We start from the raw sequence: 21,725 nt of genomic DNA on the forward strand, positions 1-21,725 counted from the left end.
GATGAAACTCCCTTACCCCAGGCGTCCTCTGGCGCTGGCACAGTCTGTGCTGGCCGCTGGTATCGCCTTCAGTACTGCCGCGACCGCTGCAGACTATCGAATTGAAGCGGAAGCCTTCAGCAGCGTGGGCGGCACCTACGCCGATGGCCAGCCTCAAAAAATCAGCACCTACTCAGTCAATGGCGTTACCGCCATCAACTATGTGAACCGCAGTGACTACGCGGAGTATTCTTTACAGATCGCGGAAGCGGGCACCTACAACCTCCAGTACCTGATCGGTACCGGTGTCGCCTCCGGTGCAGAGATCGATTTCCAGATCGGTAGCGGCAGTAGCTGGAACTCACTGGTCAAGAAAGCCGTTCCCACCGGAAACTGGGATAATTTCCAGCCTCTGGATGCGGGCAATGTCACGCTCCCAGCGGGCACCGTGAACCTGCGCGTGGTGGGCTCCGGCAGCAACGACTGGCAGTGGAACCTGGATGCGCTGGAGCTGACCCAGGTCAACACCGGTGGTAGTTCGAGCAGCTCCAGTAGTAGTGGCGGCAGCTCCAGCAGCGGCGGTGGCAGCAGTGCGTTCACCGTGGAAGCGGAAAGCTTCACACAGGTTGGCGGCACCTACGCCGATGGCCAACCACAGAAGATCGGCACCTACACCACAAACGGCGCGACGGCGATCAACTACGTCAACAAAGGCGACTATGCGGAATACACCATTTCTGTTCCGCAGGCAGGCAACTACGACCTCACCTATTTTGCCGGTACCGCAATTAACGGCGGCCGCATTGATTTCCAGCACAATAGCAGTGGTAGCTGGCAGACGCTGGCGCAAACCAGCGTTCCCAACGCCGGTTGGGATAACTTCCAGGCCTTGGCCGGTGGTAGTGTCTATCTACCAGCGGGCACCCAGCAGATCCGCGTGTACGGCGGTGGCACCCACGACTGGCAGTGGAACCTGGACCGCTTTGAGTTGAGCTACGACGGCGCGGGCTCCGGCTCCGGCGGCGGCTCCTCATCAAGCTCCTCCAGCTCTTCTTCGTCGAGCTCTTCCAGTAGCTCCAGTTCATCTGGCGGCAGCAGCTCAAGTTCTTCCTCTAGTTCTTCGAGTTCCTCCTCCTCAAGCTCCGGCGGCTCCAGCTCTGGTGGCAGCAGCCCCGGTAACGGCAGCCCTGTTTCCGGCACCTTCACCCTGCAGGCTGAAAGTGCGCACATTGTGGGTGGTGAAATCGAGACCTATGCCATCAACGGTGGCACGGCAGTGAACTACTTCAACAGTGGCGACTACCTCGAGTACAACCTGAGCCTGGATCAGTCCGGCCTTTACCGTCCGAAATTCTTCGTCGGTACTGGCAATACTTCCGGTACGTCTGTCGGCCTGATGGCAACCGACCACGAAGGTGAGCTGGTCATCAAGAACACCACCGACGTACAAAGCCAGGGTGACTGGGACAGTTTCTACCTGCTCAATGCCTCCAGCGAAATCAATCTGTTCGCTGGCGACCTCACCATCCGTATTTATGGAGCGGGCAGCCAGGACTTCCAGTTCAATATCGACTACGCGATCTTTGAGCGTGTAGGCGACGCGGACCTGGCGCTCGATGGCGACGGCGACGGCACCCCGGATGTTTCAGATCAGTGCCCGAGCACCGATCCGGCGGAAACTGCAAACAGCGTAGGCTGCGCCCCTTCCCAACTGGACACCGATGAAGACGGCATTACCGACAACCTGGATCAATGCCCGACTACGGGTGCCGATGAGTTTGTCAACGCCGTAGGCTGTGCCAGCGCGGGCGGTGACGACGACGACTTCGACGGTGTACTAAACAGCGCCGACAATTGCGCAAACACGCCGTACGGTCAGAATGTCGACCCCTCTGGCTGTACCGGCTTTGCCGACAGCGACGGTGATGGTGTTGCCAACAGCGCAGACAACTGCCCTTCGACCCCCGCTGGCGAGTTTGCCAACGAGTCCGGCTGCTCCGCCACACAGGTGGGCAATAGCCACAGCGCAACTGTAACGGTCAACGCGAACATCAAACACAGCGTCAATGGCGTTTCCGATTTCGGTCGTAACCGGCACATCACTGCGCACACCACCATTTACGAGAATGACTGGAAAGGCCACGCGGACAAGCTTAACTATTTCCTGAACACTCTCGACGTAACCCTGGGCCGCGACAACGGCACCGCAACCTGGAAATTCCAGGACACCAAAGAAGATCCAAACAAAGCCAACTGGCCGGATATGGATTACATGGTGACACGCGGTCAGGAACTCCGCGAGAGCTACGAAGCGAATGCCTTCTACAAACGCTTCAGCCCGGAAAGCACCGAGCTGATTGCCGGTACCAACCCGCATCCAACCTACCCGACCCTGAGCTGGTACGACAACGGAAAGACCTGGCACGGCTGGCAGCCGATGGATATCGAAACCTCCGCAGCCTGGATGGGTCAATATCTGAAGCACTACTACGCCAACTCCAGCAACGGCAATGTGGGCGACCCCATGCCAAAATTCTGGGAAGTGATTAACGAACCGGACATGGAAATGAAAACCGGTAAGTTCATGGTCACCAACCAGGAAGCGCTGTGGGAATACCACAATCTGGTTGCGCAGGAAATCCGTTCCAAACTCGGTAACGAAGCACCGATGATTGGCGGCATGACCTGGGGTCAGCATGACTTCTATCGCCGCGATGGTATCTCCCGCTTCGGCGACGATAACTATGATCAGTGGATTACCAACGAAGACCCAGAAGTACAGGAAGCCGCAAGAGCCTTCTTCCGCAATGCGATGACCACAACGGTTGATGATACCCGCAGCCAAGACTGGTACCAGTGGGATGTAATGTGGAAAGGCTTTATGGATGCTGCCGGCCACAACATGGACTTCTATGCCGTGCATGTGTACGACTGGCCGGGCGTCTCCAACGATTCAACGTCCACATTACGCCGCGGTGGGCACCTACCGGCCATGCTGGACATGATGGAGTGGTATGACGTCCATCAAAATGGCGCAGCCAACCGCACACCAATCGTACTTTCCGAGTACGGTGCGGTACAGGGTGGCTGGGATTACCTGGCGCACAACAGTCGTTACGAGTCTGAGGTAGTCAAATCCTTTAACGCCATGTTGATGCAGATCCTGGATCGACCTGACTACGTCATAAAGTCCATGCCGTTTACCCCTGCGAAACCACTGTGGGGCTACAAACCATTCGGTTGTGGCTATGAAGAAGTGCGCACCTGTACCGCGCCCTACCACTACAGCATGATGAAAGAGTCTCAGCTGAACAATGACGATTGGCACTGGTCCGACTACATTCAGTTCTTCGAGCTGTGGGCCGATGTAGACGGCACGCGAGTGGATGCTGTTTCCTCCGATGCCGACGTACAAGTGCAGTCCTATGTAGATGGAAACGAAGTATTCGTGATCATCAACAACCTAGAAACCGTCGCCACCACCATCGACCTCGATGTCGCAGGCCTCGGATCGGCAGTTCAGAATGTTGAAATGCGCAACATGCATTTCAACAGCAGCTTCGACACCATCACTGATCGGCATCATATGCAGCAAGCTCCGAGCAAGCTCACGCTGGCTGCCGATGGCACAGTGGTATTGCGCTACACTCTGAGCAACAACGTGGCGATCAACCAGTCCATGAACGAGAAGAAGTACTTCGGTAACAGTGTCAGTGGTGGTAGCGAACCGCACCGTATTACAGTAGCTGGCGGAGCAAAATCACTGCAGGTGAACAATGTCGCTGTTCCCTCGGGCTATGCCGAAGCACAACTGCGACTCACGGTAGCCCTGTTCCCAGGTGAAGACGACACCCCTGACAGCCTGCTGCAGATCGACAGCCTGACCATCAATGGCCAGACCGTTGAGACGCCACTGGACTGGCGTGGACGCAAGCAGAACGCTGCAGAACGGTACTTCAACACCCTGGAGATTCCCGTTCCGGCTGACATACTGCAGGCAAACAACACGATCAGCGTGGACTTCCGTCACAACGGTGATCTGACCGTCGCTAATCTGATTATCAAAGACTACAGCACCACACCAGTGCGTAATTAAGTCGACTTACTGACTTATCGTCTCAAACAAAAAAACCCCGCCCTGATAACAGGGCGGGGTTTTTTAATGATTCAGTAAACGTCAAATGTAGAGATCGCTGGTAGTTAGTCGATGCCTTTCCCGGTCGCGGCCCAGTATATACCCCCGTAAAGGTGCGACAGGAACATGGCATTACCGTAAGACGCCGGCAAATGACCGAGGCCGGTATAGAAAGCGCGGCCGCCATCGTATTGCTGGTACCACGCCACGGGGTGGAACTTACCCATCCCCTCCGAATTAACTTCACCCCATGCGGCCTGCGCCTTGTAGGTGGTTTCATCCACCGACAAAAGGTAGTTCAGAGAGTCGCTGTGTTCGGGCCCATAGGTGTAATACTCCTCCGTCCACAGGAAACGGGCAGGCATATACTCGGCACCCGGAAAGCCAGCTTCCAGCACATGCACTTTCGCGGACTGCACTGCCGGATGAATCAAAAAATTCCGCCCAACCAGGCCCCGGTACCAGGGCCAGTCGTACTCGGTATCCGCCGCCGAATGCACACCCACATAGCCTTTGCCGGAACGGATAAACGCCTGAAACGCGTCCTGTTGTCGTTCATTCAACACATCACCGGTAGTCAACAGAAAAACCACCACATCGAACTGCTGCAGGTTCTCTGCAGTAAACGCCTCACTATCATCCGTGTGCACCACCTCGAAATCGTGCAGGCGGGAGAGTTCCGTTACCGCGGCAACCGCTGCCGGAATACTCTCGTGTTGCCAGCCCGCCGTTTTGGTAAACAGCAGCGTCTTGAACTGAGCCGCCGATACTGGTGTGGTGGCCATCAGCGCGAGTAACGTTAGCGCCCGCTTCGCTGTCGAATTTTTCAAATTGTTCTTCCCGGCCATTTAAAGTAACCCCTGTTGCATCTGCTGATCGGCATAGTCTACCGCCCGCGCGGTAAATGCCATAAACGTAATCGAAGGGTTCACACAGGATACGGACGAGAAGGCTGCGCCGTCCGTGACAAACAGGTTCTTCACATCATGGCACTGGTTCCACCTGTTCAGGTACGAGGTTTCCACCGAACGCCCCATACAAGCGCCACCCATTTCGTGAATGGCGCCACCCGGGGGCGCCTCGCCCTCAAACGGGCGGATATTCTGTAAACCGGCCGCTTTCAACATCTCTACGGCGGTTTCGCTCATGTCTTTCACCATAGCGCTCTCGTTTTCTCCGTAGGCAACATCCGTCACCAGAATCGGCATGCCCCAACGATCTTTCTTACTGGGGTGGAGGGTAACCCGATTTTCGTATTTCGGCAGGCTCTCACCAAAGCCCCACATAGTGAAATACCAGTTGCCAGGTTGACTGACCTTCTCCTTGAACGCGTTGCCGATACCTTTGCCACTCTTGGCCCAGTGCCACCCTGCGCGGCTGGCCCCGCACTGAAATCCATACCCGCGCTCAAACGCACTGTGCTTTTCACGAATATTGCGAAACCGAGGAATATACACACCCCCGGGACGCCGGCCCTTGTAATAGTCTTCGAGATAGCCGGGCACCATGCCAGAGGCCCCGCCGCCACCACAATGATCCATAATATAGCGGCCCAGCAGATCGAAGCGGTTGCCAATCCCCTCCGGGAAAGTTTCAGATTTGGAATTCAGCAGAATCTGTACAGAGGCCAAGGTGGAAGCACACATAAACACCACTCGCGCGCGCACCTGTTTGCGCCCCCCAGTGCGCGTGTCTACATAGGCAACTCCACTGGCACGCCCGGAGCCCTGATCGTAGAGCACCTCCTGAACCTGGGCATTCGCCACCAGCGTCATATTCCCGGTGCGCTCGGCGGCCGGTAGCGCCGCCGAGTTGGACGAGTAGTAGGCACCAAATGAACAACCGCGAGGACACTCACTGCGGGCCTGGCATTGCACCCGCCCAAGTTCCAGGTGCTGCTTCTGGGGCTGCGTGAGATGCGCGACCCGCGCGGGGATAAAGTGACGGTCGGGAAAGGTTTCTTCGATCTTCTTTTTCATATCCCGTTCCACCACATTGAGCGGCAATGCCGGTAGAAATTTGCCGTCCGGCAAAACGTCGAGTCCTTCATAGCTACCGGAAATTCCCACGAACGGCTCCACCCGGTCGTACCAGGGTTCGATATCCTCATAGCGCACCGGCCAATCGATACCGTTGCCATCCATCTTGTTGGATTCAAAATCCAGTTTGCTCCAACGGTAACTCTGGCGCCCCCAGATTAGCGACTTGCCACCAACAGTCGCACTGCGGTACCAGATAAACGGCTTCTTCTGCTCGTAGGGATGATCGCGATCATTGATCAGATGATGGCGGGTATAATCGTTGTAGATATACACATCCTTCTGGATATGCTGCTCCGCCTTGAACTCCTCCGGCACATCCCCCCTGAACGGCATCTCCCAGGGCGCCTTGCCCTCGGTTTTATATTGCCGGTGTTTGACCATCTCGCCCCGATCCAGCACCAGGGTTTTGTAACCCTTTTCACAGAACTCTTTCGCCGCATATCCGCCGCTCATACCGGAACCGACGACGATTACGTCATATTCGGTGTTGCTCATTATTGTTTTCCTTCAAACCTATAGCATGTTACAACCAGGCGCGCCCTACTTCTGCCAGCTTGATTTCTTTGTAGGGTCCCGGAACCGGGTCATAACGCAGCGCTTGAGTGGCGCCGACTTGGGAGGTGTAGTAGCCGATTACGATGAGTTCTTTGAGATTTCGATATGCAGTGAATTCACTATCCGTTCCGAGGGAATCATCAAACTCTTGGACTCGTTGTACTTGAACTTCAGAAGGTAATGTTAAAAATACGTCAGAGGAAAATAAATAATCTACATCTCGAATAAACTCCTTCGACGCAGAAGGAGAAAGAAATTCAGCCAAATAATACTGAATATAGCCGGGAACCCCTGCCTGACTTGCAGACGGGGTATCCGTTTCAGGAATAATAATATCAGAGATGACGGACAAAAATTCGCCACTCAAACCTTCGCCAGAAGTCGCAACACGAGGAGAGTACAACAGGGCTGCGTTTACAGCCTTTACATTGAGTGAGGCAAGACTACAACCGAGCGCACTCGCCATGTCGACTAAAAACTTACGCCTTTGCATATAAATCGATTCCTTGACCATTAGGATATGAGGCGACCCTTTTACAAGAATCAAAATATCAGGTTTTATTGTTAGAAAGGCCATTCAGAAACTCGCCGTGAGGTTGATGATTTAAAGCACATCGATTGAAAAACTCGCGAAAATTTTCCAGATTTACTTTATCAATATCCTCTTGTGATGGTAGTTCCAGACCGGTCTCGTCAGGGAACAACCCCATACCACACAAAATATAGTGCCAAGAATGATTGCTGTATGCCCCATCAATTTTCAGGTGCTTGAGTAATCCCGGAAGATCGCCACTATCGAACCAGCAGTTGAATACAGCGCTTATCTCTCTACTCGCAGGCCCGGGTTTCTCTCGGTTATCAACCCAATACTGGGTATCCGACCTGCCATTGATCAGAAAATGGACGGAAATATAGTCCCGCACATCGTCATAACTCTTATTGACGGATCGATTGAAAATATCGCGAAATCCTTGATCGGTATTTCCGTATTTGAACGCATTGATAAATCGAGAGATTGTTTGCTGTGTTAATGCCAGGGAAGTGGCTTCAAGCGGCTCAATAAACCCTTGTGAGAGGCCAACCGCAACACAGTTTTTCACCCAGTGCAGTTCACGCCGACCTATTTTCATCGAAAGATGACGTGCATCCACAGAAGTATCTGCTCCAGCATGTTCGCGCAGCTCTGCCTCCGCCTCTTCAGCACTAGTGTAGCGACTACTGTACACATAGCCATAGCCCACCCTGCTTTGCAGAGGAATGCGCCAAGCCCATCCACTCTTTAGTGCCGTTGACACTGTCTCGCACGACGGTTCTTTTTCGGGAGGCATCGCCAGGGTTACGGCTCGGTCATTCCACAGCGTATCTGCGTAGCTTTTGAATGGAGTTTTTAGTGCATCACCGATCAGTAGAGCCGCGAACCCCGAACAATCTACAAACCAGTCCGCTAAAAATTTCTCTCCCATCTCATCGCTGACACTCGAAATATTGCCAATACCATTTAAGGTTACATCGGTAATCAACGTATCACGGTGGGCGACACCTCTGGCTAACGCGATCTGCTTTAAGAATTGTGCCAGCAGGCCGGCATCGAAGTGGTAGCCATACTGTACCTCGAATGGAAAGTGATAGGGCGTAACCGGGCAAAGCTTCTTTTCAGAGAGATAGTGGTTATAAGCAAACACATTCGGGTGTGCGTGCACATTTTTCCCTGAACGCCTGACGATCGAATTATGAATTAGTGCCTTGGCGTGATCACGATCAAAGTAGCTATAGAATGGATGAAAGTAGCTCTCAAATCCCGGCTTTTCCGACCAACGATCAAATGTGATACCTGTCTTGTAAGTCGCGCTGCAAGCGGGCATCCATTCGTACTCGGGAATGCCAACCTCATCAAAGAATGACTTTAGAGCCGGAGTAGACCCCTCCCCGACGCCAATGATTCCAAGCTTGCTTGATTCAATAAGTTCAATACTCCATGAATCACCGACTGCCTTTTGCAGCATCAGCGCGGCCATCCACCCAGCAGTTCCGCCGCCTACAATGATCAATTTCTTTTTATTCATAACTAAAAAAGCCGCACCTGTTTCCAGGCGCGGCAAATCTTGATGACAAATCAATAACAAAATGAGAGTTAGAAGCGCGCCTGAACACCGAACCGGTAGAAGGTGCCGGTTTTGTACTCCATGGTGGTACGGCTATCGTTGCCACCATCCAGCGGATTACCTTCATCAAACACTATCATGTTGCCGTTTTCGTCAGGCAGCTCGATAAAGCGGCTGGTAAAGTAGTGGCGTACCTTTTCATCGGTCAGGTTCACTGCATTGAATGACAAAGTAACGTTGTCGTTCAGAGCGTAACTGGCGGAAAGATCCAGCGTTCCTCGCCCTTCCTGCCACAGAGAGCCGCTTTCCCATGAGCGCTGTGCCAGCTGGTCAGAAGTGCCCTGATAAGCCAGTCGTAGCTGGTGACCATTCATTTCCCAGAACACAGTCGCGTTATAACTGTGCTCAGGGGTAAAGGCTACCGGGAGCTCAGGCAGTGTTACGCTCGGATCCAGCGAGGAAACTTCCTGGTCGTAGGCACTGTCCTGATACGTATAGTTGAACATAGTACCAAGACCAGAAAACACACCTGGAAGCATGTCGTAAGTCTGGGTGTATTGGAATTCTGCGCCCAGAATCTCCGCACCTTTGCCGTTAGTAATGGTAGTGGTCTGAAACTTGGCACACAGATCCGCCAGATCATCGGAGAATAGCCAATCGGATGTGTACTCCTGGGTACCTTCGATACGACGCGGCATACAGCCTTCAAGATCGTCAGCGGTTTTGATCAGATCTGCAGTGTCGTAAGGTCCTTCATTTTCATCCAACCCAAGTTCACGCAGGTCATCCATATAGGTGATGATCGTCTGAGACTCTTCGAAGTTGGTCATTTCTTTGTAGAAAAGACCCGCGGCGAGAAGCGCGTTATCCCCGAAATACCACTCCAAAGAAAGGTCCAGGTTTTTGGATTCCAGCGGATCGAGTTTGGTGTTTGTCAAAGTGATCGCGTTCCCACGGCCAGCTTCATCAGTCCAAACAGTTTCCTGAACTTTGAATCCTGGACGCAGTGAGTCGATTTGAGGGCGCGACATGGTTTTGGATAAAGCCAGTCGACCAATCAACTCGTCATTGAATACATAGTTCAGGTTCAAACTCGGCAGCAGTACGTCATACTCGTGCTCACCGGTTACGGCAAAAGATCGGTTACTGCGATCTTCGGTAACAATCACATTACCGTTGGCGTCGCGTTCGGTTCCGTAATTCTGCTCTGTGGACAGATCAGAATAGCGCCACAGGAACCACTCATTCATGTTGTCACGTTCAGCATACGCGTCGTAGCAGGGACCCTGAGCTTCAATGCGAGTATCGTCTGATATATCCAGAGTACCTTTGGTATCCCAACCCATTCCATCGAGACGAGACCAACGCAGCTCTTGCTGATTCAACGGATCGCCCACATTACCTTCGTTAACGTCCGGTGTAGACGCATCATCCAAGATAATAGAAGGATCATAATCCAGTACAGGCGCACACGCAGGGTTCGATGAATTCCTCAATTCCTGAAGCTTAAATACGTCGAGCACCTTACCCAGGTTACCCGTGCTGCTATAAAAATTAACACCTGAATAGCCGCTGGTATCTACCGTGGTATTTACGTAACGCAGGCCGACATCACCGGAAAGCGCCTCATCCAGGAATGAGAAGTTCGCCTTAAAATAGATAGCCTGGGTATCGAGATCAGCGGAGCGAGTCTCGGTATCATCTGGAATAAAAGCTGCTGCTGGGTTATTCAACGCAGTGACAAACGCTTTCTCAGCAGAAATCGTGTTCCAACCGTCGGTAACGTTGTTATCCGCATACCCAAGAGATTGCATGAAGTCATCAACAGGAAACGAGCCTTCGGCAATAAAGTTACCATCAATATCGGTAATACCTTCCACAATGGTAAAAGGTCGGCCTGTTTCAGGATCAATAACCGTTACACCTTCGCCAATCGAGTTAAATGCCCCGCTCTGATTATCAACATATTTTTCCCGCTTACTCGCCTTGGCACCAAACTCCAGGCGATGAACACCGGCAAAATCCACATCCCAATCTACATCAAAATATGCGGACTGCTGGGTGTCTTCTACTGCACGAACGGTGCGCGCCAAGTAAGCAAGGTGTTGAGCCTCAAGGTCGTCCGGGTTAAACATCGTGGTACTAGTGTTATCCCACAGAGCACCCGGGTCGGGATGCAGAACAGTGCCGTAATCAATCAGGCCAGTACCAGCCACAATATTACACTTACCACTCGAGCAGTCGAAACCTACGGGTTCAAGCTCTTCCGGGCTAGCCTGTCGCACCAACCATGCGTTAACGCGACGGTAGTTCTGCATATTGACATACAGAGCCTGATCCGGAATTTCTTCCGCTTTCGAGTAGTTCAGGCCACCGCTGACCATTACCTCGTCAGTAAATGAATGACTGAAATCAACAGACGCAATGCGATTTTCATTGGTAAATTTGTTGATTTGATGCGTTAAGTCACCCGCAGAGTTTCGGTTCAGGTATTTTGTGAAGGTACGGGACTCTGAATCGTAGGTATGCCAATCCTCTTGTGGATCAGTCCATTCAGACGGAATGCCCAGCCATAGGTAGTCATCACCCTCTACCATATTTTGGTAGGTGTAGTAGTCACCCGCACGAACAGAAACTTCATGCATGGTGTTATCAATTTCTTGCTTGTTCCAGCTCAGATTTGCATTGATTTCGGTATCGTCATTCGGTTGCCACTGCAGACCAAGGTTTACACCCTGACGGTCACGGTCATTTTCGTGCAGCTGCATTTTTGTGTGGTAAGGCACGAGACCAGTGACATCATTGACAATGTTGCCATTTTCATCTCTTGCGCGCTGAGAAGTACGCGCCCCCCAAGTATCCTGAGAAAACTGATCTTTACGAACAGAGTTGGTTTCATCAAATGCAGTTGCGATTACTCCGAAAGTATCGTCAAAGAACTTTCCGGTGAATGTTGCCGATGCTTTGTGATCTTCTTTCTCGGACAAATCGTTGTAGCGACCCTGGCCGGTAATATTCAGCCCTTCGGTAACTTCCAGCGGCTTGGCAGAAACCAAATTGATATTCGCACCCAGGGACCCCTCGTCGTGGTCCGCGCTGGGGGTTTTCACCACTTCAATTTTTGAAAGTATATCTGCGGAGTAAGCTGACAGGTCCACTGCTTGACTGAATCCCGTAGAACCCAGCTGCACACCGTTCAAACTGATGTTGTTCTGCTGCGCATTCGCACCGCGCACGGTGATAGTGGTGCCTTCACCGTCGGCAGTCTGCATGGAAACACCAGTCACGCGGGACAGGGCTTCGGCGATGTTCTGGTCGGTGGTTTTACCGATGTCTTCGGCGTTGATGGTGTCTTTGATGTTGCCGCCGTAGCGTTTGTCATCAATGGACTTTTCAATACTGGCACGAATACCAGTCACCTGAACTTCTTCAAGTGCTTCGTATTGGCTTGGGTCTTCGGTTTCCTGCGCGAGTGCCTGGCCGCTACAAGCGGACAGTACGGCAACTGACAGTGCAGACATACGGAAGCGATTACGTACAGTGGACGTAGACATGGCTAACTCTCTCCATCGGATCGCATTTTTATTATCAATTCGGCATTCACTGATACCGCTAGTGGCGCCGCCCCTAGTTTTCGAAAGAAGACCCGGTTTTGTTATCTAGTGGGTTTCTTCCATCGATGGCTTAATCATCCACCAACCCCGGAAATTATGTCAACTGTTGATTGTTAACAATTAAAAACCATTGTTTAATGGTTGGTGAACGGGGCGTCAGCAGCCAGAGTGAGGCGATCCGAACCTCAATCTTTCAAGTTATTGTTTTATAAGTATTTTTTAACTCGCTACTCATTTATTGGCAGCCCGTTGTTGACAATTTACAAGGTCGCTTTGGGGGAGTAAAGATGCAATCCTCTCGCCCCAGGCACTCACTGCGCAGCGGCAAGACTTAACTGTCATTCATTCATTTGATGGCGCAAATTGTCCCAGACGGCGCGTATAAGGCAACGTATAAAGGTGACTGGTATGACAGATCTGGTAATTCTGGGAGAGAGCATGGTGGAATTCAGCCAACGGACCCCCGGAATGTTCCAGCAATCCTACGCTGGGGATGTGCACAGTGTGGCGGTGTACTTCAAGAGACTGGCCAGTTCCGGTGATCGGGTGCGCCTGATGACTGCCGTGGGCCACGATGCGGCCAGCCATGGGCTGGTGTCTGCCCTGGCGCTGGAATCCATCGATACCTCACTGGTTTTCCGCCACCCCACACGCCAGTTGGGGCTGTATATGGTCAATACCGATAACCGGGGTGAGCGCAGCTTCAGCTACTGGCGCTCGGACTCTGCGGCCCGGGAGGTGATGCCATTGTTCCGCGAGGCCACCCAGGTGGCTGGGGATGGCGGTTATCTGCCCTGCGGCATCGCCCCGCGTCCGGATCTGTTTTTCTTCAGTGGTATCTCTCTGGCCGTATTAACCCCCAATTCCCGCCCTGCGTTCTGGGAATTGCTGGAGCAGCTGCACGACGCCGGCACCCGCATTGTGTTTGATCCGAACTACCGCCCCAAGCTGTGGAACTCCGTAAAAGAGACCAGAGCGGAGTACGCGCGTGCCTTTGAGTACGCGCACCTGGCATTGCCCGGTATTGAGGACCTGTCGGCTCTGTACGGAGTGAACAGCTTTGACAGTGCCTGCGATTTCCTGGACGGCTTTGATATCGAAGAGCTGGTGATCAAGGACGGCCCCAACGGGGTCTGCTACCGCGGGCCAACGGAACACTTTGTTGAGCCGATTACGCCGGTTGCCCAAGTAGTGGATACCACTGCTGCCGGGGATTCATTCAATGGCTCCTACCTCGCCTACCGCAGCCAGGGCTTGAGCCCACGCGAAGCCATTGCCTGTGCCGCCAGAGTGTCTGCACTGGTGATTCAACACAAAGGAGCGCTGGTGGATGCCGAAGTATTTCGTCATTACCTAACAATGCCCGCACGCAGCGAACAATAAATCCGATCGAGAAAACGGAAAACCAACCATGAAAAGAAGAAGCTTTCTGAAGCTCGGCTCCGGTGCCGCTCTGGCACCAGCCATATCGCCTTCCCTTGCGGTTGCCATGGCAGCGGCGCGCCCAAAGCTGGTGGAGACTACGCCACTTGGCAGCCTACCACGTGGTACTCAACACTGGCTCGGCGGCCACTTCTGGGGCAACCGCCTGCAGGACTGGCAGTGCCGTGAGGGGCGCCTGGAGTGCCTGCAAGGGGACAAAACCTTTGAGGTACGCACCGCTGCCCTGCTGACACGGGAGTTGATAAACACCCACAAACCCGGCCGCATCCGCGCCCGTGTCGGTCTGCTGACACCGGACGCCAAAGGGTTTTGCGGATTTCTACTGGGCGTCGGCGCCGGCGAGCTGGACTACCGCGGCGCGGCGCTGGCACAGCGCGCTGGCGGCACCAACGGCGGCTTTATGGCGGTGCTGGATGAAAGCGGTAATCTCGGCTTCCGCGACTTTTCCGATCAGGACCACAGCATGGCGTTTACCCAGCTGGAGCGGGAAGGCAGTGTCAGCATCGCTCAAGTCGGCCAGCGGGAAATCCTGCTGGACTGCCATATCGACCCGGTCAAAAACGGCCGCTTTGATGTGCGACTGATAGCCAGCGATGCACACAGTGGCGAGGAGTTCGGCTTTGCGGTCCGCACCGAGGTTCCAGCAGAGCAACTGACCGGCGGTATTATGCTGGTTTCCTCTCCGCCCGCGAATGCCGCCGGTGCACGCTGGTGGTTTGCGGATATCGAAACCGGTGGGGAGAAAATTGCCGAGCATCCACAGCGCCAGCTCGGGCAGGTGATGGGTTGTATGCACAGTCTGAACTGCGGTAATAATCAGGCTGTGATGAAACTTTCCGCCCAGTTTATGCCGATCGATCTGACGGCGACTGCAAACGCTATCCTGGAGTATCGAGCGGTTGGCACTAATCAGTGGCAATTGGGCGCCGAGCGACCCATCGAGGACGGCTATGTCGCGGCCTTCCGTATCGCCGGGTGGGATGCGAGCAAAGACCACGAATATCGTGTGCGTTTTACCAATAGCGAAGCGGCGCTCTACTCCGGTACCATCGCCCGTGATCCGGGCCAGTCCCGCCCACTTAAAATCGCGCTCTATTCCTGCATCATTCCCACGGCGAAAAGCCTCGATGAAACGGAGTACAAAAAGCATATTCCGGAAGAGCGTATTCTCGGGCGTTACACCAAGGACAGTATTTTCTTCCCCCACAACACCCTGGTTTCCCACTGCGACAGTCACCAACCGGACCTGTACGTGTTTGCCGGGGACCAGTACTACGAGACATTCCCCACCCGCTACGGCCGTGATACCCCCCAGGCGAAGCTGGATACCCTATACCGCTGGTACCTGTGGTACTGGACCTTCCGCGAATCCGTGCGCAACCGCCCTTCCATTGTACTGGTGGATGACCACGACGTTCTGCAAGGCAACCTGTGGGGCAATAAAGGCGATGGCAGTGGTGGGCCCCGGGAGGAAGATGGTGGCTTCAAGCACGATATCGAGCTGGTGAAAATGGTGTACCGCATTCAGAGCAGCCACACGCCGGATGCCTACGACCCGACACCCATTCGCCACGGGATTCCGGTGACCTATGCGCACTTTGTTTACGGCGGCACCAGTTTCGCGATGGTGGAGGATCGCAAGTTCAAATCCGCACCGGACTATGAAGCGGATCGTCTGACGGTTACCGGCGAGTTGCTGGGGCAACGGCAGGAGCAGTTCCTGCAGGACTGGGCGAAGATGGACCCGGGTCTGCCGAAAATCTGCCTGACCGCCTCTATCTGGGGCTCACCGCAGACGGATGAGGAAGGCAAGGGGTTGATTGATTACGACGCCAACTGCTATCCCCCCGATGGGCGTACCCGTGCGGTGAAGCTGGTGGAAGATGCGAAGGCGCTGGTGCTTGCGGGGGACCAGCATCTGGGGTTGGTGGCGCGGCAGTACAGTGGCGCCTTCCCTGTGGGTGATGAGAGCGCGGGGGCACTGTTCTTCTCAGGTCCTGCTTCGGCGGCGTTCTGGCAGCGCTGGTTTGAGGGTTTTGGCAAGCTGGAAGGCCGTTACGGTGACGATCCCAATACCGGGAACTTTACCGATCCGTTTGGCAATAATATGCGCGTGCTGGCGGCGGCGAATCCGAAGATTACTCATGCGGAGTTCAGTGATGACAATACGACTTGGGGTAAGTTTGTTTCCGATCGCAATCTGAAAAGTGAGGGATACGGGATTGCGGTGGTGGATCATTCGGAAGGGCAATATCGGCTGGAGTGCTGGCCGTGGGATGCAGATCCAGCGCGGGACCGACAGTTCGCTGGATGGCCGCAGGTGCATCCGATTGAGTCCTCGGCAAGTCCCGATCCCACCGGATAACCCGTTCTTTCCTATCCCGGTGGCGGCGCCGCTACCGGGTACAGCCGCCTTCGCATTAAGCTTTCGAAACTATCCCAATTTATTTTTTAGAAAAATTAACTTCCGTACCTGCCCCATAGAAGCCCCCAACCAGTAAGCCGCCTGTAAATATCCATGTTGATGGAAATGCACGAGCTTATCCGCGTCGAGCTTTTGCAGTTTTTCTTCGTTGACCGTATAGAGGCCTTCGTAACGCTTCTGTTCGCCACTGGCGAACTGTACGTTGATGTGGGCGGGTTCGATCAGGTCATTGTCGGCCAGGGCTTTGAGGAATGCGGTGGTGGATTCCATACCCGCCATCAATTGCCCCATAAGGTCGCTGACCTGCTGCATGAATGGTGTGTTGTTGCCTTGGTCGTCGAACAGACGTTCACCCTCCCCCCCGTTTTCGTGAATCCGTTTACTGCTCAGGTCCAGGGTAATCACTGCGCCCTTGTCTTTACCAACGTCTTCACCAGCACCGGCCTGTGGATTTTTGTAGCCAACCATAAAGGGCTGCCGGCGGACATGCATGGGAATGTATTGGGCATCCCAGCTCTCACCGCTCAGGTAGAGGTTTTCACCGGGTTCAAAACCGAGCAGTACACACAGGGAGAACTGGCCATTACTGGGGTCTTTGGTGATGCAGACCGGGTATTCGAGCACGAGGTTGCGCAGCTCGTTCGCAACTACGGGCACCAGGTGGGTGGCTTCGCCGTACTCGGCGCCGCGCTTGGTAACGACGGTAAGGTTGCGGTGGCTTTCGTTGTTGAGGGCAACCACATTGCTATTTCGTGGGTTTGCTTGTGCGCTCATGGTATTTCTCTCCTTCAGATTCTTTGTAGGCCATGCTGGCAGATTTTGTTGATCAGGTCCCGGTGGTTTTCCAGGGCGGCGAGCATCTGCTGTGTGGCTTTCTGTTTTTGCTGGAACAACTGTTGTGCTTGCTCCCGATACTGTTCCGACAGGCCGAAGGCATTGGGCTCCGTCTCGAATCCCATTCCGTAAAGCACATACTGGTAGCTGGCTGCGGGGAAGACTTCTACCGCGCGGTCGAAGTCATCGTGCCACGGGGGCTGGTAGCGCCACAAGGTAAGGAGCTCTTTCAGACTGGCTGGGATAGTTTCCGGGTCGCGATTGTCGAGCCAGAAATGGCTATCCGTGCGCTTGGTAAGTACATAGTGCAACTTGAGGAAGTCGATAATGCGGTCCCAGCGGTACAGGAAGGTATCGTTGAATCGCCGTGCCACAATATCCATTGCAGCCCGGCTTGCGGGGAACTGCTCGGCAATCATACTCGCGGAGATTTCCACCAGCACCAGCGCCGAGGCTTCCAGCGGCTCCAGGAAGCCAGCAGAGAGACCGATTGCGACACAGTTGCGGTGCCAGAACTTTTCCCGGTGGCCGGGCACGATGGGGATTTTGCGCACCCCCATTCTATCCAGCTCTGCCTCACTCAGGTTCAGATAAGCGGCGAGCTCGCGGTAGGCTCCCGTTTCATCGATATGCGCACTGGAAAATACATGCCCTACTCCGCGGCGATTCTGCAGGCCGATATCCCACACCCAACCGGCGCTCTGGGCGGTTGAGATGGTGTGAGTGGCAATGGGGCTGTCTTCGTTCTCGTACGGGATCTGAACGGCCAGCGCGTTGTCGATAAACAGCACGTCTTTGCAGGAACGGAACGGCACCCCGTAGTGATCACCCAGTAAGCGCGAGCGAAAGCCACTGCAGTCGATAAACAGATCACCTTCAATATCCCCCGCAGTCTCTGTCTGCAGGGACTCAAGATCGCCGTTCGCCAATTCGGTAACGCCGGTGACATCCGCGAGGATATGACGCACGTTCAGATGTTCTATGCAGTGTTTTTGTAGGAAACCTGAGAACTTGCCGGCATCCAGGTGGTAGGCGTAATTGGCAACGGCGGCGTATTCCGGGGTGCCGATCTGTTTGGGCGCGCGGTTGTGCTCACACAGGGCTTCCTGAGGGCACACCATATCGGAGAAAGATTGATTCCGGTCCCCACACAACCACTGTGGAGCGAGATTGAACTGATTGAAGTTCTCCGGCAGCACTAGTGGGTGATAGTAAAAATCGTCCTCTGCACCCGTGGTCCAGCGCACAAATTTGGCGCCCTGTTTGAAGCCCACGTTGCACACGCGGATAAAGTCGGTTTCACGAATACCCATTTTTTTAAGGGTTGTACGCATGGTGGGCCAGGTGCCTTCACCTACGCCAATGGTCGGCACATTCGGCGATTCCACCAGAGTGACACGAACCGGATTGGCCTGGTCCCTGTTGAAGCGTGCAGCAAGGGTGCCCGCGGTAATCCAGCCTGCGGTACCACCACCGAGAATAACGACGGATTTTATTGGATCAGTCATTTCTGACCTCTGGTTTTTATACGGTGAAAACAAAGAGGGCCACCACATCTGTGGCAGCCCTCCCTGGTACTACATGAACAATCCAGCGCTCACTTAAAACTTGGCGCGTACGCCGATGTTGTAGCGAGCCCCATACTGCTGGGCGCTGACCAGCTGATTGGCGAACCGACCGTGACGACGGATGGTTTCTTCAGTAATGTTCAGCCCCTCCACAAACACGGAGATATCCTCAGTCACATCGTAACTGGCGTTCAGGTCCCACTGGCCGTAGGCTTCATTGAACACAGGCTGCCCCCCAATCTGGGATTGACGGGTAGCCAGTAGGAAATCATCGCGCCAGTTGTAAGCCAAACGCGCCTGGAATGCGTCTTTCTCGTAGAAGCCGATCAAGTTGGCGGAGTCGCTCATACCGGTCAGAGCAAACACATTTTCATTGTCGTACACGTCGTATTCGACATCACCATCGACGATGGTTGCATTAAAGATTGCACCAAATCCGGTATCACCAAACATATGTTGGACGGCCAGCTCCCAGCCGTAAACCTCAGCATCCTCCAAATTGCCGGGGGTGGCCACATTCCAGGTCACCACCGGATCACTCGCATTACCGAGACAAGCCGGGTTTGACCCACTGGCATCAGGGCAGCCCGGGCGCGGGTTAACACTCGGGTCTGTAATCGGATTGCCGTTGACGTCGGTGATCACACGGTCTTCAAACGTTGCGCCAATAAAGTTCTCAACGTATTTCTTGAAGTAGCCCACAGATGCATAGCTACCCTCGTCGTAGTAGTACTCTATCGACAGATCAAAGTTATCGGAGGTAATCGGCAACAGACCCGGATTGCCCTGAGAGGCGTTAAACGGGCCGCCGGGACGTGACACATTCAGGGACGTGGACGGGAACATCGCGGAGATGTCCGCGCGGCTCAAGGTGCGGCTGTAAGAAGCGCGGGCAACAAGTTCCTCACTCAACTCAATACTCGCATCCAGATTCGGCAGGAAGCGAGTGTAATCCCCTTCCAGAGTATCGGCGCTTGGTGTGTCATCATTGACTTCGCGCAGCTCTTCGTCGTGCCAGTAGCTAAGACCGAGAATACCATTCTGGATTGAAGTACCGACCACTTCTGTATCTTCAAATCGCAGCCCGGCGTTCAGGCGAACCGGGTAACCGTTAAATTCGGTTTCGAAATCAGCCGTAACAAAGGCCGCCAGGGTTTCTTCTTCCACCTTGTTGAAGGTTGGCGTTGCCTCGAAGTACTGACCACTGGCTTTAACTGCCTCAATGAAGTCAGATGCCTCATAGTCTGCCAGCAGCGGGAAAAGGCCAGCATTACTGCCAATTTGATCGCCAAAGTCACCCAGCTGCTCAAAGTCGATACCAAGAGATGCCAAGTCGCCCAGATCTACAAAGGCGAAAGATTGGCTATCGTAGGAATCTACCTGGTAATCCGTACTGGCAATACCAAATTTGATGGTTTTGAGTGCCCCGTCGTCCAGGTTCTCCCAAGTACCATCCAGTTGGAACTGTTGAATCTGGTTTTCGATTTCCAGCCCCCGCTCCTGAAACAGGTCGGATACGATATTTTCTGGGGCGAACGCACCACCAGCGAGAGCAGAATCATCGAAGCTGATACCTGGCAAACCGCTACCGCTGGAAAAGTCCGCGGTAATATCCACCAACTTACCCGGGTTTTTGGTATTCGCGATGGTCTCTGCGGGAATCCCGCCCGGCTGGGAGTGAGAAGTAGAATCGTGCACGTCCAGGCCGAAGCTCAACGATTCGGTTGCATCCCATTCGACATTCAAACCGACAGAGTCGTTTTCGGTTACAAACTGATAATTCCACGCCCAGAAATTGAGCTCGTCGTTCAGGACACTCGGGTTAATTACGGTACCGTTGCTGTCCGTTACACCGGTGGAGCTGTCAAACCAGACACTAGTCCGGTTCATGGAAATATCTTCGTCGTAGCGGGACGCGGTGTAATCCAGGGTCGCCGTTACGTTGTCTACCGGCGCAAACTGCACAACCAGCTGCGCATTTTGACGTTCCCGCTGGTGGTCGGCCACGTCTACGTCAAAGGTCCAGGGGGCCCAATAAGTGGCTTCCGGGTTTTTATTGCGATCAATGGCCGAAGTGTCGGCCGCACCGTAGTTGGGAACCCAGGCCTGAGTGCTCACCGATTCACTGCGGCTATCGCGCACCGCGTGGGACACCGCTACCAGGACACCAAGTTTATCTTCGAAAAAGGTGCTGCTCACCATACTGGCGATTTCCGGAGTGACGGTATCACCTTTTTCGACACTGGTGTCCATGACACCTTTCACGCTGGCGCTGGCGACAAACCCGTTGTAATCGAATGGCCGTGCGGTCTTGATATTGATGGTGGAGCCGATACCACCGGAGTAAATATCTGCCTTACCGGTTTTAAATACCTCTACGCCACTGACACTTTCCGCAGAAATTTCCGCGAATTTGAAGCTGCGGTTAATACCTTCAGACTGCAGCGCCGATGAATTCGGCATCTGCCGTCCATTCAGGGTCACCAGATTAAAGTTGGGGCCAAAGCCGCGCACAGTAACCTTATTACCTTCGTTGTTGCTGCGGTCGATGGATACACCGGTAATTCGCTGTAAGGATTCTGCGAGATTGGTGTCCGGGAATTTACCGATGTCTTCTGCCGAAATCGCGTCCACTACGCCGGCGGAGTCGCGCTTGACGTCCATGGCGTTAGTGAGGGATTGACGAATACCGGTCACAGTAATTTCTTCTAGCGCACTGGTGCCGGTTTCCTGGGCGTAAGCGCCTGCAGAAACAGCCGAGATCACGGCAGCGGACAAGGCGCTCAGGGTGAAGCGCTTGTTATAGATAGGCATGGATGCTCTCTCTCCATCTGTAGGCTCGATGCTCAGACTGCACACCAAAGCGGTGACCGAGTTTCGAGCGCTTTTTCATTATTGAGTTGAACCTTCCTCGCGGCCTACCGGGGTGAGCACCAGTCATAAAGTGCCCCCCGAGAATAGCCGCGCGCCCATCCTCTGTTTCCTGTGGCGCAATGTCAATATTTAATTGTTAACAATACTCGATAAG

The 21,725-nt window shown here is 53.9% G+C and carries 11 protein-coding genes; 3 read left to right on the top strand and 8 right to left on the bottom strand.

What is annotated here, in order from left to right:
• The first annotated feature begins 1 nt into the window (after position 1).
• A complete protein-coding gene (locus AU11_RS05370) occupies positions 2 to 4,075 on the top strand; it encodes a carbohydrate-binding protein (protein ID WP_043317023.1) in 4,074 nt (1,357 codons plus the stop codon).
• Positions 4,076 to 4,179: 104 nt separating this feature from the next.
• Here AU11_RS05370 and AU11_RS05375 read toward each other — a convergent pair whose 3' ends face one another.
• The 5 genes from AU11_RS05375 to AU11_RS05395 form a co-directional block, all read right to left on the bottom strand.
• A complete protein-coding gene (locus tag AU11_RS05375; RefSeq protein WP_043318258.1) occupies positions 4,180 to 4,944 on the bottom strand; it encodes a ThuA domain-containing protein in 765 nt (254 codons plus the stop codon).
• Positions 4,945 to 4,962: 18 nt separating this feature from the next.
• Complete coding sequence (locus tag AU11_RS05380; RefSeq protein ID WP_043317024.1) at positions 4,963 to 6,651, bottom strand: GMC oxidoreductase; 1,689 nt, start codon at positions 6,649 to 6,651, stop codon at positions 4,963 to 4,965.
• A gap of 28 nt (positions 6,652 to 6,679) precedes the next feature.
• Entirely contained in the window at positions 6,680 to 7,288 is a 609-nt protein-coding gene (locus AU11_RS05385) for a gluconate 2-dehydrogenase subunit 3 family protein (protein WP_081847945.1), read from the bottom strand.
• Positions 7,263 to 8,774, bottom strand: coding sequence for a tryptophan halogenase family protein (locus AU11_RS05390; protein ID WP_043317026.1), 1,512 nt, complete (start codon positions 8,772 to 8,774; stop codon positions 7,263 to 7,265). Before AU11_RS05390 ends, AU11_RS05385 begins: the two co-directional genes overlap by 26 nt.
• Positions 8,775 to 8,842: 68 nt before the next feature.
• Positions 8,843 to 12,367, bottom strand: a complete 3,525-nt coding sequence (locus tag AU11_RS05395; RefSeq protein WP_043317027.1) for a TonB-dependent receptor — start codon at positions 12,365 to 12,367, stop codon at positions 8,843 to 8,845.
• A 468-nt stretch (positions 12,368 to 12,835) separates the two neighbouring features.
• Between AU11_RS05395 and AU11_RS05400 the strand changes: the two genes are divergently transcribed.
• Together AU11_RS05400 and AU11_RS05405 are read left to right on the top strand one after the other, a co-directional pair.
• Positions 12,836 to 13,810, top strand: a complete 975-nt coding sequence (locus tag AU11_RS05400; protein WP_043317029.1) for a sugar kinase — start codon at positions 12,836 to 12,838, stop codon at positions 13,808 to 13,810.
• A 28-nt stretch (positions 13,811 to 13,838) separates the two neighbouring features.
• On the top strand, positions 13,839 to 16,235 hold the full coding sequence (locus AU11_RS05405; protein WP_043317031.1) for an alkaline phosphatase D family protein: 2,397 nt from the start codon (positions 13,839 to 13,841) through the stop codon (positions 16,233 to 16,235).
• Positions 16,236 to 16,304: 69 nt separating this feature from the next.
• On the opposite strand, the gene AU11_RS05410 is transcribed toward AU11_RS05405, so the two are convergent.
• From AU11_RS05410 to AU11_RS05420, 3 genes are all read right to left on the bottom strand, one after another.
• Positions 16,305 to 17,069, bottom strand: a complete 765-nt coding sequence (locus tag AU11_RS05410) for a SapC family protein (protein WP_051686980.1) — start codon at positions 17,067 to 17,069, stop codon at positions 16,305 to 16,307.
• A gap of 14 nt (positions 17,070 to 17,083) precedes the next feature.
• Positions 17,084 to 18,637: a tryptophan halogenase family protein gene (locus tag AU11_RS05415; protein WP_043317033.1), complete on the bottom strand. Its 1,554-nt coding sequence runs from the start codon at positions 18,635 to 18,637 to the stop codon at positions 17,084 to 17,086.
• Between the two features lie 93 nt (positions 18,638 to 18,730).
• Positions 18,731 to 21,511: a TonB-dependent receptor gene (locus AU11_RS05420; RefSeq protein WP_043317035.1), complete on the bottom strand. Its 2,781-nt coding sequence runs from the start codon at positions 21,509 to 21,511 to the stop codon at positions 18,731 to 18,733.
• Between the last annotated feature and the right edge of the window lie 214 nt (positions 21,512 to 21,725).

It is taken from the genome of Microbulbifer sp. HZ11 (genome assembly GCF_000708675.1).
GTDB lineage: Bacteria > Pseudomonadota > Gammaproteobacteria > Pseudomonadales > Cellvibrionaceae > Microbulbifer.